Raw genomic sequence first — 12902 nt, forward strand, 5'->3', positions numbered from 1 at the left:
GGGCGCCATTGGCGCCCCTTTTTTTATTATTTATTCAATGAGATGCCCCCTTTCGCATAACATGGGCGCTCGTGGTTCTGACTTAGCCGGGTTGCGCGGCTTGGGCTCAGCCTGCGGCTGACAAGGCTGCGGGGCCGAGATGAAGCGCATAGGCGATCCAGCCGAGGCTCAACAGGATCAACGGAAAGATCGTCCAGGGCGTAATGAGGCGACGGAAGATCGCGCTTGCGGGACGATATCCAAGGCCATAGATGAAACCGCCCGCGGCGGCCAGTGTGGCAAGCGCGAACAGTGGCTCGCGAATGCCCTCGCCCGAGAAGGCGATCGTCCACGGATAGGACATGACCAACAGCGCAACCGCGGCGCCGCCACACAAGGCGATGCCATTACTCAGGCGTGCAAGGGTTTGAGGCGACATGGGTGACCGGCATCATGGGGTTGAGTCGGGATGCGGGCCCGCTCCGCCGGGCCCGCCGCGCACATCCGTGCTGTACTAGTGTTCGCCGCGACCCTCTCCGGATTGGCGGGCCTCGATCTGCGTGTCGAGCAGGACGCCGCCGGCGGCCGAAATCAGCACGATCATGACCGTACCGACGATCCAGGCAAAATACCAGGGTCCGTAATCGCCGATGATGACCGTGACGAATATCAGCAGCAGGGCGAGCAGTGTGTAGACGAGATATCGCATGATTTGGTTTCCCCTGTAGGTGTCGTATCGGCGGGTGCCGCAGCCGCCTCAATAGGCATGGTCGTCGGTGGTCACGTGTTTTGCGGTGACCTTGCCGCGCATCACCCAGTAGCACCAGCTGGTGTACACGAGGATGGTGGGTACGAACACGATGGTCCAGCCGAGCATCCAGCCGAGTGTGGTGGCGCTCGACGAGGCGTTCCAGACCATGAGGCTGTGGGTGGGGTCCGTCACCGACGGCATCAGGAAGGGAAAGGTGGCCGCGCCCACAGTGCCGAGAATACCGATCCAGGCGAGCGCCCCCAGCCACCAGGCCACATGGGAACGCCCGGCCCTTGCCAGCAAAGTGGCCAGCGCGACGCCGGCATAGGCCAGCAGCGGCAGCAACCAGAGAATCGGATGAGTCGCGTAGTTGTGCAGCCACCCTCCGGGGACAATGGAAACGGGCTGCGTCACCAGCGGGCTGGCCTGCATGCCGGGATCGACCGTACCGTCGATCACGAAGCCCTTCATGTTGGCGACCCAGATGCCGGCCACCGTGAACAGCACCAGGGCAAGCGGCCCGGCCAGCGTCGCCACGCGACGGGCGCGCTCGTACAGAGCGCCTTCGCCCCGGTTCATCAGCATCAGCGCGCCCATCAGCGCCGACATTGCGACCGAGAGTAGCCCGGCCAGGATCGCGAAGGGATTGAACAGGCTGATGAAGCTGCCGGTGTAGACGGAGACGGCGGTGCCTTCCTGTGCGAAGTGGAAGGGAAAGCCCATCAACACGTTGCCCATCGCGGCGCCGTATACGAGCATCGGCACGAAACCGCTGACGAACAGGGTCCAGTCCCATACGTTGCGCCACTGTGGCGAGACCAGCTTGCTGCGGTATTCGAAGCCCAAAGGACGAATGATCATCGACCACAACAGCACCAGCATCACCACGTAGAGCCCCGAGAAGGCCGTGCCGTAGATCGTCGGCCAGGCGGCGAAGATCGCGCCGCCGCCGAGAATGAACCAGACCTGATTGCCGTCCCAATGCGGGCCGATGATGTTGAGCGCGATGCGGCGATCTTCGTCCGTGCGCCCGACGTAGCGCAGAATGGTGCCGACACCCATGTCCATGCCCACCATGATGGCGAGCCCCATCAGTAGTACGCCAAGCAGCAGCCACCAGACGATTTTGAGTATTGCGTAGGTCGTGAATACTTCCATGATGTCCTCTCTCGCGCTCAGTCGCGGTTGGGTGCCAGCAGGGGATGGGCAAACACGGGCTGGCCGGCCAGGCTGCCGCCGGCTTGAGAACCGGGTTCGTCGGGACCCTTGCGCACGAACTTGGTCATCAGATACATCTCGACCACGATGAAGCTGGTGTACAACAGGACAAACCCCGTCAACGAAAATATCATGTAGCTCGCGCTATGCGTCGAGGCCGAAATCCAGGTCGGCAGCTGTTCGTATACCGTCCATGGCTGGCGCCCCACCTCGGCGGTGACCCAGCCCATTTCGCAGGCGAAGAAGGGCACCGGAATGAACCAGGGAGCAATCTTGAGGAACCCGGTTCGCCGGCAGTCGGTCTTGAGCGAATACAAGGTCGCGAAGACCAGGAAGATGAGCATCGCAAAGCCCGCCGCCACCATCAGACGGAACGACCAGAACAGGATCCAGACCTCGGGAATGGTGTCCTTGGCGGCCTTTTCGATCTGCGCGGGCGTGGCTTTGGCAACGTCCGGTGCATAGCGCTTGAGCAGGAAGGCGTACCCCAGATCCTGTTTGTGTGCGTCGAAGGTGGCCAGCGCTTGCTTGTTGTCCGGATTCTGCTGGATCGCTTCCAGTGCGGTCAGTGCCGGAATGCCGTTTTTGATGCGCTGCGCCGCCTCCTGTTCGAGTTGTTTGATGCCGACGATCGGCGTGCTCAAATCGTGCTTGACCAGAATGGAAAGCAGATAGGGAATCTTGATCGAGTACAGATTGCGCTGCTCGTCCTGGCTTGGAAAGGCGATGGCGTTGAAGCTGGCCGGTGCCTGCTCGGTTTCCCACAGCCCCTCCATCGCCGCCAGCTTGGTTGGCTGGCGGCCGCCATCGATAAAGCCAAGGGCGTCGCCGAGGGTGATGACGCCGACCGACGACAACACACCGAACAGCGCCGCCATGCGCAGCGAGCGCCGCGCCAGTTCGACATGACGTCCCTTGCCGAGGTACCAGGCACTGATGCCGACCACGAAGATCGCCGCGGTGACGTAGCCGGCCAGCGAGGTATGCACGAACTTGGCCTGCGCGTCCGGGTTGAACAGCAGGTGCACGAAGCTGGTGAGTTCAAGGCGCTGGGTGAAGGGGTTGAAGGTAGCGCCCTGCGGATCCTGCATGAAGCCGTTGGCGACCAATATCCAAAGGGCCGAAAGATTGGAGCCGAGGGCCACCAGCCAGGTCACGGTCAGATGTTGCACGCGGCTCAAGCGATGCCAGCCCAGCAGCATCATGCCGACGAAGGTCGACTCCATGAAGAAGGCCATCAGCCCCTCCACTGCCAGCGGCGCGCCGAATACGTCGCCCACGTAATACGAGTAGGTCGACCAGTTCGTACCGAATTCGAACTCCATGGTCAGGCCGGTGGCCACCCCGAGGGCGAAGTTGATGGCGAAGAGCTTGCCCCAGAACTGTGCCATTTCCTTGTAGATCTTGCGTCCAGTGGTGACGTAGACCGTTTCCATGGCGGCCAGGATGAAACTCAGTCCCAGCGTGAGCGGCACGAACAAAAAATGGTAAAGCGCGGTGGCGGCGAATTGCCAGCGCGACAGATCTACGACCAGATCGCTTGGAACCATGCTCTCCTCTCCTCAAGCAGAATGGCGGATAGTTCGGGCAGGCGGACGCTCCGGGCCCGACGGAGCCTGCGGCTGTGGCCTGGTTGTGGGTTGAGTTAAGCCTAGCCCTGGCCGCGAAGAGAGTATGTTGAAACGCTAATATAGAAACGTTGACATTGGTCAATTCAATTGGGATTAGCGCGCAGCAGCACGTAGACGGCTCCGGTACCGCCATCGACAGGGCGTGCGGAAGCGAAGGCCAACACCTCGTCCAGCTGGCGCAGCCAATGGTTGACGCCCGGCTTGAGAACTGGCCCCTGATTGCCCGAGCGCCAACCCTTTCCGTGAATGATACGCACGCAGCCCATCCGTCTGCGCTGCTGCTCGCGTATGAAGCACAACAGCGCCTGCCGGGCTTCCTGTAAGCCGAGGCCGTGCAGGTCGAGTTCCGCGTCAATGCGGTACTGACCGCGCCGAAGCCTTCTGACGGTTTGCCGGGACGTGCCTGGACGGGCGTAACTTAGTATGTCGCCGGGTTGTAGATCGGGGTCGTCGGGCGGATCCTGAAGCGAATCCTCGATCATCTGGCTGGCAGGCGGCGCCGGCTGCAGCGGACGGGCCGGAGGTGCGGGGCGATGGTCCGGACGCAGCACATCGGCGCGGATGCGCCGTACCCGCCCGACCGTTTGGCGGAAAAGCGCCTTATCATCGTCATGGCTGCTGCTGGACATGCGTGGTTCTCCCGCGATCATGGGGGCGGAAGCCGCCTGTTTGCAGTATATTAGCGCGCGTTCGTACCGGGGGGCACATGCACTTTTTGCTGAGCAACGACGACGGCTATCTATCCGAAGGGTTGGCCGCCATGGCGGAAGCGCTGAGCCGGCTGGGCCGCGTCTCCGTGGTCGCGCCCGATCGCGACCGCAGCGGCGCCAGCAATTCGCTGACCTTGACGCGCCCGTTGCGCGCCACGCAGATGCCCAATGGTTTCGTGCGAGTGGACGGCACACCGACCGACTGCGTGCATCTGGCCTTGACCGGTTTGCTCGACGAGGAACCCGACATGGTCATCGCGGGCATCAATCACGGCGCCAATCTAGGCGACGACGTGCTGTATTCCGGCACCGTGGCCGCCGCGACAGAAGGGCGTTTTCTCGGTTTGCCGGCAATCGCCGTCTCGTCAACGAGCTTCCAGCCGATCCATCTGGAAGCAGCCGCGGCTGCATTGGTGGGTATAGTCAAACGACTGCACGACGAGCCTTTGCCGCGCGATACCATCCTCAATGTCAACGTGCCTGATCGTCCGGCATCCGAGCTCAGGGGTTTTCGTGCCACACGACTCGGCAGCCGGCACCGCGCCGAAGGCATGGTGAAGACAACGGACCCGCGCGGGCGCAGCATTTATTGGGTCGGGCAGGCCGGTCCGGAACAGGATGCGGGGCCGGGGACGGATTTCCACGCTGTCAATCAGGGCTGTATTTCCGTGACGCCCATCAAAATCGACTTGACACGGCACGAAGTGATCGGCCATCTGCAGGAGTGGTTGCACGCATGTCCGATTTGACCACGGATGCGTTGAGCGGCATCGGCATGACATCGCAGCGTACGCGTGATCGCATGGTCGATCGGCTGCGCGCCCAGGGCATCCAGAATGCAGCCGTGCTGCGCATCATGGCCGCGACGCCGCGACACCTGTTCGTCGACGAGGCGCTGGCGACCAGGGCCTATGAGGATACCGCGTTGCCGATCGGCTTCGGTCAGACACTGTCGCAACCCTATGTGGTTGCGCGCATGACCGAGCTTTTGCTCGAGGCCGGCACGCCCTCAAGCGTGCTCGAGATCGGCACCGGCTCCGGTTACCAGGCGGCCGTGCTGGCCCAGCTCGTGCCCATGGTGTACACGGTGGAGCGCATCGGTGCGCTGGCGCAACGGGCCAGGCATCTGTTGGAGGGCGTCGGATTCCGGAATATCCGCTTCAAACTCGATGACGGTCACTGGGGCTGGCGGGAACAGGGGCCATATGACGCCATATTGCTCACCGCAGCCCCCGATGAGGTACCCGAAAGCCTTTTGCAGCAGCTGGCGCCCGGTGGCCGCCTGCTTGCACCGGTCGGCAGCGACGAACGCCAGCGACTCGTGATGGTGACGCGCGAAGAGAAGGTGTTCGTCCACCGCACGCTGGATGCGGTTTCCTTCGTACCGATGCGTTCCGGACGAGAATTCTGAGGCCGTGTTCGCGGGTCTTTATGCCAGGGTGTTCGAATGGTCCGGGCGTCCTGCAGCATGGCGCTACCTTGCCGGACTAAGCTTCGCGGAATCCTCGTTTTTCCCAGTGCCGCCTGACGTCATGTTGATCCCGATGTGCGTGGCAAAGCCCACACGCGCCTGGCGCCTAGCCTTCATCGCCACATTGTTTTCGACGCTCGGAGGCTTGCTGGGCTACGTGATCGGTTGGCTGGCTTATGACGCGATCGCACCGCTGCTCCAGAATGCGGGTTACGCAGCCCACGTCGCCGAAGCCGAAGCCTGGTTTGCTCGCTACGGCGTCTGGATCGTTCTGGTCGCCGGTTTTTCGCCTTTGCCCTACAAGGCGTTCACTGTTACGGCCGGCGCGCTGACCATGCCCCTGTTGCCATTTTTGCTGGCTTCCTTGCTCGGTCGTGGCGCACGTTTCTATCTCGTCGCAGTCGTCGCGAAATGGCTGGGGCCGCACGCGGAACCCTGGCTGCGCCGCTATGCCGAATGGCTCGGCTGGATGCTGGTTGTCCTGACGATTCTCGCGCTACTTTGGCTGAATCTCCGGTAAACTTGAGATATCGTTGCCAAGCCTCTGGTTGATCGGGAAATGATGTACGCCACCGACGAGCATGTGCAACCCGCGAACACGCCCGGCGAATGCTTGCCCCTGCGGCGAAGCATGAGCGGTCCGACGGCATGATGCGAGGACCATTGCGCTGTATCCTGCCCATGCTCGTGGCGTTCGCGCTGGCGGCCTGTTCCGCGTTGCCGTATCAGGGGAGCGGGTTCCGCGCCGGCCACGTACAGGTGCGAAAAGGCGAAACGCTGTATTCGATCGCCTGGCGCTATGATCTCGATTACCACCAACTCGCTCGATGGAACGGTTTGACCCCGCCGTACACGCTGACGCCAGGCCAATGGATTCGGATGAATCCGCCGGGACCTGGACAGACCCCAACACGGATGGCAGACCATCGACCGTCTCGTCCGGTGGCGCCTACCGCAACGGCCGGCGTTGCCCGGCCGTATCACGCGTCGCCGCCGCCTCAAGCCAGGCCACTCGATCGTTCGCCTGGTTCGGATAACGGTTCGACAGCACGCGTGCAGTGGGTCTGGCCGACTCGGGGGCGCTTGCTGCAGCCTTATTCGAAAACCGATCAGGGCGTCGAGATCGCCGGCAAGCTGGGGCAGCCGGTAGTGGCCGCCGCATCGGGGCAGGTCGTCTACAGCGGCAACGGCCTCCCGAGTTATGGCAACCTCGTCATTATCAAGCATAATGGCCGTTACCTAAGTGCTTATGGCCATAACCAGAAGCTCTTGGTGCGGGAAGGGGATGTGGTGAAAAGAGGTCAGACGATCGCCTTGATGGGGGAAAGCGGCACCGGCGTCACGCGCCCGATGCTGTTTTTTGAAATCAGAGTGGACGGCGATCCCGTAAACCCGATACCCTACCTTCCTGCAAGGGCCAATTAATAGATTTTATATAATTAAAACGAATCATCAACAACCGGGGACCACTGACGTGGAATGGAGGGTTGTGACGCATGAACATCCGGGGAGATGTGGATCCGAGAACGCTGAGCGATCTTGAGAAACGCGAACCAGACGAGGACCTCGTGGAGGCGCGCCGGCAAGAGGCCGTATATGCCGAAGTCACGACGTTGGACGCTTCGGGAGAAAGGCTGGACGATCTTGAAGAAGACGCGGACGACGACGAAGATGACGGCGACGAGACCATCGCGGAAGTAGAGGTATTGCAGGCGGATGCGGCGCCAGAACCGCCTCCCGCGAAAAAGCCGCGGCTATCAACGTCGGCGGCGGACATGGACGCTACTCGCCTGTATCTCAAGGAAATCGAGTATTCCAAGCTGCTGACACCCCAGGAAGAGGTTTACTACGCACGTCTCGCGCAGCGTGGCGACGAGACCGGCCGACAGAAAATGATCGTCTGCAACCTGCGTCTGGTCGTGAAGATCGCGCGCCGCTACATGAATCGCGGGCTGGCGTTTCTCGATCTGATCGAAGAAGGGAATCTGGGACTGATCAGGGCGGTGGAAAAATTCGATCCAGAGCGCGGATTCCGTTTTTCGACTTATGCGACTTGGTGGATTCGCCAGACCATCGAACGTGCGATCATGAATCAGACACGCACGATCCGGCTGCCCATCCATGTCGTCAAGGAACTCAACGTCTACCTCCGCACCGTGCGGGCATTGACCCAGCAGTTCAATCGCGATCCGACCTTGAATGAGATTTCGGACGTGATGGGGCGCCCGGTCGATGAAATCAAACGTTTGTTGCAGCTCAGCGAGCGGGCGACCTCGATGGATGTCACCATCGGCCAGGACAGCGGCCGTTCGCTGTCGGAAATGATCCCGGACGAACAGTCGCAGGAACCGGCCGACCTGCTGCAGGACGAAAACATTTCGGACTACGTGAGCCACTGGCTTGGGCAGCTTGACTCCAAGCAGCGCGAAGTGATCGTTCGTCGATTCGGCCTGATGGGTTACGAGAAGGCGACATTGGAGGAAGTGGGCAGCGCACTGGGCGTAACCCGCGAACGCGCAAGGCAGATTCAAATGGAAGCGTTACGGCGCTTGCGACAGATTCTGGAAGGCACGGGTTTCTCCGAAGAGGCGCTGCTCCAGAACTAGGGCATTGTACTGCAGGCGGCACTTCCCGCGGGACAAGGCCCAGCAGGAAGTGCCGGTCAGTCGGATTGCAGTAGCGCTGCCGCCACCCGACGCTTCTCCGCCATCAGGATGGTATAAGTCCGGCATGCGGCGGCGGTGCTCATGAATTCGCACCCTGCGCCGATATTCGCCAGCCTCGCCAGGCAGGTGCCATCTGGAAAGCGTTGACGTTCACCGGTTCCGACCAACAGGATTTCCGGCCTTTTGTCGAGCACCGACGCGAGGTCGTCAACCTCGAAATCGTCGAAACGGGCTGGGCGCCAAGGCACCAGCAGCCATTCGGGCATCACAATCAGGCTGTCGCTATAGGCGACATGATTGATGCTGACCCAGCCTGGGCCGTGTGCGTCGATGATGTAGCTGGCGTCTGCCGAGTCTTCGATAAAGCGCATGGCGCCAGTTTATCATTACTCCCGCACACGATTGACAGTCCTCGCGCACATGCGTAATGTCGATTGCTTTGCAATCGGCATCCCATCAGTCCCGCAGGCCATTGTGTGAAAGACGAATTCCCGCGCATCCAGCGCCTCCCGCCGTACGTGTTCAATATCGTCAACGAGCTCAAGGCCAAGGCCCGCAGCCGCGGTGAGGACATCATCGATTTCGGCATGGGCAACCCTGATCGTCCGACGCCCGCGCACATCGTCGATAAAATGATCGAAGCCACGCGGCGTGGAGACACGCATCGCTACTCGGTTTCACGCGGCATCCCTCGCTTGCGTCGCGCCATTTGCCAATGGTATCGCGAACGCTTTGGCGTGGAACTCGATCCCGAGTCTGAAGCGATCGTCACCATCGGGTCCAAAGAGGGGCTTGCGCACCTGGCGCTTGCCACGCTTGGGCCGGGCGACGCGGTGCTCGTCCCCAACCCCGCTTACCCGATTCACCCGTACGGCTGCGTGATTGCGGGCGCCGATATTCGCCATGTGCCCATGACGCCCGAAGTGGATTTCTTTCAGGAGCTGGAGAAGGCCATCAAGGACAGCTGGCCGCGGCCGAAGATGCTGATCCTGAACTTCCCGGGCAACCCGACCGGGCAGTGCGTGGAATTGGACTTCTTCGAAAAGGTGGTGGCGATTGCTCGCGAGCACGGGATCTGGGTGGTGCATGACATCGCCTATTCCGAGATTACCTTCGATGGCTACGTCGCGCCTTCCGTGCTCCAGGTTCCTGATGCCAAGGACGTGGCGGTAGAGTTCTATTCGCTTTCGAAGACCTACAACATGCCGGGTTGGCGCGTCGGCTTCATGTGTGGCAACGCAAAGCTGGTGGCCGCCTTGGCGCGAATGAAGTCATATCTGGATTATGGAATGTTTACTCCGATCCAGGTGGCGGCGATCACCGCGCTCGAAGGCCCTCAGGACTGCGTGGCCGAAATCCGCGACACCTACCGCAGGCGACGGGATGTTTTGTGCGATGGCCTCAACGGTATCGGCTGGAAAGTGGAGCGACCTAAGGCGACCATGTTCGTATGGGCAAAAATCCCGGAACGCTACCGCGAGCTGGGTTCGCTCGAATTTTCAAAACGTGTACTCAAAGAGGCCAAGGTTGCGGTTTCGCCTGGTATCGGTTTCGGATCCTATGGTGACGATCACGTCCGTTTCGGCCTGATCGAAAACGAACATCGGACACGGCAGGCGATTCGCGGTCTCAGGCAGATGTTCAGAGAAGGTTAGCCAGCGGGCTCGCCTTAAAATAAGGTGCTTGCGACGCGGCACCGAATATAAGTTTTTTCGGAGGAAGTTTTGGAAGCAGTCAAGGTCGGCCTTCTTGGGCTGGGCACCGTAGGCAGCGGCGTCGTGCGTGTGCTGGCCCGCAACGACGAGGAGATCAGCCGCCGGGCGGGGCGTGCCATTCGTGTCGTCCGCGCCGCTTCGCGCGACCTATCGGTCCGTCGCGATTGCGATCTGAGCGGCATCGCGTTGACCGATCGCGCGCAGGATGTGGTGGACGATCCCGATATCGACATCGTGGTCGAACTCATTGGCGGTACCGGTATCGCTTACGAAATGGTGCTACGCGCGATCGATCAAGGCAAACATGTGGTCACCGCCAACAAAGCGTTGATCGCCCTGCACGGCAATGAGATCTTCGCGCGGGCCAGCGAGCGCGGCGTGACCGTCGCGTTCGAGGCGGCCGTGGGCGGCGGCATACCCGTCATCAAGGCCATACGCGAGGCATTGGCCGGGAATACGATCGAATGGCTGGCCGGCATTATCAACGGCACTGGCAATTTCATCCTCAGTGAAATGCGCGACAAGGGTCGCGATTTCGAGGATGTGCTCTCGGAGGCACAGAGTCTAGGTTATGCGGAGGCCGATCCGACTTTCGACGTCGAGGGCATCGATGCCGCGCACAAGCTGACCATTCTGGCCTCGATCGCCTTCGGCATACCGCTACAGTACGAGCGTGTCTATACGGAAGGCATCACCCGCATCACGCGAGAAGACGTCACCTACGCGGCGGAATTGGGTTATCGCATCAAACACCTAGGCATTGCGCGCCGGCGTGATTCCGGCGTGGAACTGCGTGTCCACCCGACTCTGATCCCGCATCGCCGCCTGATCGCCAATGTGGACGGCGTCATGAACGCCGTGCTGGTGCGTGCCGATGCGGTGGGTTCCACGCTTTACTACGGCCCCGGTGCCGGTGCGGAACCGACGGCCTCCGCCGTGGTCGCCGATCTGGTCGACGTGACGCGTGCGCTGACGGTCGATCCGAACAACCGCGTGCCGCACCTGGCATTCCAGCCGGAAGCATTGATCGACCTACCGGTACTGCCGATTGGCGAGGCCGTCACCGCCTATTATCTGCATTTGCGGGCACAGGATCGCCCTGGTGTATTGGCGGATATCACGCGCATCCTGGGTGACTTGTCGATCAGCATCGAAGCCGTACTGCAACGGCAACCAGCCGAGGAGGCGACGGATGCCTCGATCGTGATCGTCACTGCGGCGGTGCGCGAAGCCAACATGGATGAAGCGATACGTCGCATCGAGGCGCTGGACACGACCGCAGACCACGTGACCCGTATCCGCCTCGAAAATCTGAATTGAGTGTGAGTGCGGTTGCCCGGCGCTCGTGGATGATCTGCACGGTGTACTTGCGCCCCCTACCGAATGTCGTGGGCGGCCGTGTTTTCAGGCGGCGCCGTCGCCCGGATGGTCTGCGTTCAGCGAGTTGAGCTTGGCTGCAATGCGCGCGCGGGCCTCGTCCGGCAGGGGCAAGGCATGAGGGGATTCGGCCAGACTGTCCATGGCCTGGTCGATCCAGCGCAGCTGCACTCGATATCGCCGGCAGTTGCGACAAACGGCGAGATGCATGGAGAGCTTGGCCCTAAGCGGCCAGCCGAGCGTCTGCTCCCGCTCCAGCGAGAGGTAGTAGCCCGCTTCCCGACAGCTGATCATTCCCATCATGGTGCGGCCCCTCCGAACCAGAGTGCTTCCAGGCACTGACGGATCGACAATCTGGCTCTGTGCAGCAAAACATACAGATGGTTCGGTTTGACGCCGAGGGTTTGTGCGATGTCATCGCCGCCATCGGCCTGCAATTCATGCAGCGCGAAGGCATCGCGCTGCAGGTTGGGCAATCTGCCCATACAGACTTCCAGCACCTCCCACAAGGCACCGGCTTCGGTCTCCTTCAGGGGATCGCGCCCCCATTTTCCCAGATCCTGCCGCCAATGCCCATCGTCGTCGAAAACGCGATGATCGATGGCGCTGCCGTCATGCTCCAACGCGTCTAGATCGACCGTATCCTGTGCGCGTTTACGTTGCCGGTAATGATCGGCGATCTTGTGGCGGAGAATGCCGGTGAGCCAGGTTTTCTCGCTCGAGCGCATGCTGTACTGATCTCTATGCTGCCAGGCCGACAGCAGGGTTTCCTGAACGATATCTTCTGCAACGGCAGGATTCCCCGTGCGTAGCAATGCGTAGCGATAGAGTGAGTTGCCATAACGCGACAGCCAATGCTCTGGCTGGGATGTCGGTGCTTCTTTGGAAACGCTCAAAATGCTGCCACCTCGTCTGCCCAAGCTGAGATTAGCACATTGGATGGGGAGGTCTTTTGCGTGCGGCTGTAAGAAAGTCGGTGTGCGCGACGACTCAAATCGTGAGGACAGCATTGGCCTCAACCGAGTGGTTCACAACCGAATGCAAAGGGGGAAGGATGAACAGTAAACAGAAGACAACGTATGCGCTGGCGGCCGTGCTCGCGATGACACTGGGCGGCATGAGCATGGGCGTGTCGGCTGCACCGGCCATGGAGAAGTGTTACGGAATCAGCAAGGCGCAGCATAACGATTGCGCCACTGCAACCAACTCCTGCGCGGGCACCACGACCATGGACCGGGATCCACACGCCTTCATCGCCGTGCCGGCGGGCGTGTGCCAGAAAATCGCCGGAGGCAGCCTCGTAAAACCCTGATTGCATGGCGTAAACCCTGGATGCCGCATCGATGCGGCATCCAGGGAGATGTTTTTCGTGACGACCACCGAA

The 12902-nt window shown here is 61.2% G+C and carries 16 protein-coding genes; 8 read left to right on the forward strand and 8 right to left on the reverse strand.

The features are described from left to right. Window positions 1–106 precede the first annotated feature (106 nt). From THPRO_RS02090 to THPRO_RS02110, 5 genes are all read right to left on the reverse strand, one after another. Window positions 107–418: a cyd operon YbgE family protein gene (locus THPRO_RS02090; RefSeq protein ID WP_038092024.1), complete on the reverse strand. Its 312-nt coding sequence runs from the start codon at window positions 416–418 to the stop codon at window positions 107–109. Window positions 419–493: 75 nt separating this feature from the next. Next, complete coding sequence (locus tag THPRO_RS02095) at window positions 494–688, reverse strand: hypothetical protein (protein ID WP_065089137.1); 195 nt, start codon at window positions 686–688, stop codon at window positions 494–496. 48 nt (window positions 689–736) lie between these two features. Then, window positions 737–1888 carry a cytochrome d ubiquinol oxidase subunit II gene (cydB, locus tag THPRO_RS02100; RefSeq protein WP_065089138.1) on the reverse strand — a complete coding sequence of 384 codons (1152 nt, stop codon included), beginning with the start codon at window positions 1886–1888 and terminating at the stop codon, window positions 737–739. Window positions 1889–1905: 17 nt separating this feature from the next. Further along, window positions 1906–3498 (reverse strand): cytochrome ubiquinol oxidase subunit I, encoded by a 1593-nt coding sequence (locus THPRO_RS02105; RefSeq protein WP_065089139.1) that lies wholly within the window; start codon window positions 3496–3498, stop codon window positions 1906–1908. A 164-nt stretch (window positions 3499–3662) separates the two neighbouring features. Then, on the reverse strand, window positions 3663–4208 hold the full coding sequence (locus THPRO_RS02110; protein WP_038092027.1) for a Smr/MutS family protein: 546 nt from the start codon (window positions 4206–4208) through the stop codon (window positions 3663–3665). Between the two features lie 77 nt (window positions 4209–4285). On the opposite strand from THPRO_RS02110, the gene surE reads away from it, so the two are divergent. From surE to rpoS, 5 genes are all read left to right on the forward strand, one after another. After that, on the forward strand, window positions 4286–5038 hold the full coding sequence (gene surE / locus THPRO_RS02115) for a 5'/3'-nucleotidase SurE (RefSeq protein WP_038092030.1): 753 nt from the start codon (window positions 4286–4288) through the stop codon (window positions 5036–5038). Beyond that, the gene (locus tag THPRO_RS02120) at window positions 5026–5700 is read left to right on the forward strand and encodes a protein-L-isoaspartate(D-aspartate) O-methyltransferase (protein ID WP_038092033.1); all 675 of its coding nucleotides are present in this window, start codon (window positions 5026–5028) and stop codon (window positions 5698–5700) included. Before surE ends, THPRO_RS02120 begins: the two co-directional genes overlap by 13 nt. Next, a complete protein-coding gene (locus THPRO_RS02125; RefSeq protein WP_065089140.1) occupies window positions 5657–6280 on the forward strand; it encodes a YqaA family protein in 624 nt (207 codons plus the stop codon). The genes THPRO_RS02120 and THPRO_RS02125 overlap by 44 nt, the downstream gene beginning before the upstream one ends. Before the next feature lie 143 nt (window positions 6281–6423). Next, entirely contained in the window at window positions 6424–7185 is a 762-nt protein-coding gene (locus tag THPRO_RS02130; protein ID WP_038092117.1) for a peptidoglycan DD-metalloendopeptidase family protein, read from the forward strand. A 71-nt stretch (window positions 7186–7256) separates the two neighbouring features. Further along, on the forward strand, window positions 7257–8366 hold the full coding sequence (rpoS, locus tag THPRO_RS02135) for an RNA polymerase sigma factor RpoS (protein WP_082954371.1): 1110 nt from the start codon (window positions 7257–7259) through the stop codon (window positions 8364–8366). 56 nt (window positions 8367–8422) lie between these two features. Here rpoS and THPRO_RS02140 read toward each other — a convergent pair whose 3' ends face one another. After that, on the reverse strand, window positions 8423–8797 hold the full coding sequence (locus THPRO_RS02140) for an Mth938-like domain-containing protein (RefSeq protein WP_038092035.1): 375 nt from the start codon (window positions 8795–8797) through the stop codon (window positions 8423–8425). Window positions 8798–8902: 105 nt separating this feature from the next. On the opposite strand from THPRO_RS02140, the gene alaC reads away from it, so the two are divergent. Further along, on the forward strand, window positions 8903–10081 hold the full coding sequence (alaC, locus tag THPRO_RS02145) for an alanine transaminase (protein ID WP_038092038.1): 1179 nt from the start codon (window positions 8903–8905) through the stop codon (window positions 10079–10081). 69 nt (window positions 10082–10150) lie between these two features. Further along, window positions 10151–11461, forward strand: a complete 1311-nt coding sequence (locus THPRO_RS02150) for a homoserine dehydrogenase (RefSeq protein ID WP_065089141.1) — start codon at window positions 10151–10153, stop codon at window positions 11459–11461. 84 nt (window positions 11462–11545) lie between these two features. Here the strand turns inward: THPRO_RS02150 and THPRO_RS02155 are convergent, their stop codons facing one another. After that, window positions 11546–11821, reverse strand: coding sequence for an anti-sigma factor family protein (locus THPRO_RS02155; protein ID WP_145930662.1), 276 nt, complete (start codon window positions 11819–11821; stop codon window positions 11546–11548). Beyond that, the gene (locus THPRO_RS02160) at window positions 11818–12414 is read right to left on the reverse strand and encodes a sigma-70 family RNA polymerase sigma factor (protein ID WP_161489918.1); all 597 of its coding nucleotides are present in this window, start codon (window positions 12412–12414) and stop codon (window positions 11818–11820) included. The genes THPRO_RS02155 and THPRO_RS02160 overlap by 4 nt, the downstream gene beginning before the upstream one ends. 158 nt (window positions 12415–12572) lie before the next feature. On the opposite strand from THPRO_RS02160, the gene THPRO_RS02165 reads away from it, so the two are divergent. Continuing rightward, entirely contained in the window at window positions 12573–12830 is a 258-nt protein-coding gene (locus THPRO_RS02165) for a BufA1 family periplasmic bufferin-type metallophore (RefSeq protein ID WP_038092047.1), read from the forward strand. Window positions 12831–12902: the final 72 nt, after the last annotated feature.

The organism is Acidihalobacter prosperus (genome assembly GCF_000754095.2).
Taxonomy (GTDB): Bacteria; Pseudomonadota; Gammaproteobacteria; order DSM-5130; family Acidihalobacteraceae; genus Acidihalobacter; species Acidihalobacter prosperus.

Bases quoted from the DNA above. Each gene is read 5' to 3' on its own strand.
- THPRO_RS02090 (WP_038092024.1), bottom strand. From the start codon at position 418: ATGTCGCCTCAAACCCTTGCACGCCTGAGTAATGGCATCGCCTTGTGT.
- THPRO_RS02095 (WP_065089137.1), bottom strand. From the start codon at position 688: ATGCGATATCTCGTCTACACACTGCTCGCCCTGCTGCTGATATTCGTC.
- cydB (WP_065089138.1), bottom strand. From the start codon at position 1,888: ATGGAAGTATTCACGACCTACGCAATACTCAAAATCGTCTGGTGGCTG.
- THPRO_RS02105 (WP_065089139.1), bottom strand. From the start codon at position 3,498: ATGGTTCCAAGCGATCTGGTCGTAGATCTGTCGCGCTGGCAATTCGCC.
- THPRO_RS02110 (WP_038092027.1), bottom strand. From the start codon at position 4,208: ATGTCCAGCAGCAGCCATGACGATGATAAGGCGCTTTTCCGCCAAACG.
- surE (WP_038092030.1), top strand. From the start codon at position 4,286: ATGCACTTTTTGCTGAGCAACGACGACGGCTATCTATCCGAAGGGTTG.
- THPRO_RS02120 (WP_038092033.1), top strand. From the start codon at position 5,026: ATGTCCGATTTGACCACGGATGCGTTGAGCGGCATCGGCATGACATCG.
- THPRO_RS02125 (WP_065089140.1), top strand. From the start codon at position 5,657: ATGCGGTTTCCTTCGTACCGATGCGTTCCGGACGAGAATTCTGAGGCC.
- rpoS (WP_082954371.1), top strand. From the start codon at position 7,257: ATGAACATCCGGGGAGATGTGGATCCGAGAACGCTGAGCGATCTTGAG.
- THPRO_RS02140 (WP_038092035.1), bottom strand. From the start codon at position 8,797: ATGCGCTTTATCGAAGACTCGGCAGACGCCAGCTACATCATCGACGCA.
- THPRO_RS02155 (WP_145930662.1), bottom strand. From the start codon at position 11,821: ATGATGGGAATGATCAGCTGTCGGGAAGCGGGCTACTACCTCTCGCTG.
- THPRO_RS02165 (WP_038092047.1), top strand. From the start codon at position 12,573: ATGAACAGTAAACAGAAGACAACGTATGCGCTGGCGGCCGTGCTCGCG.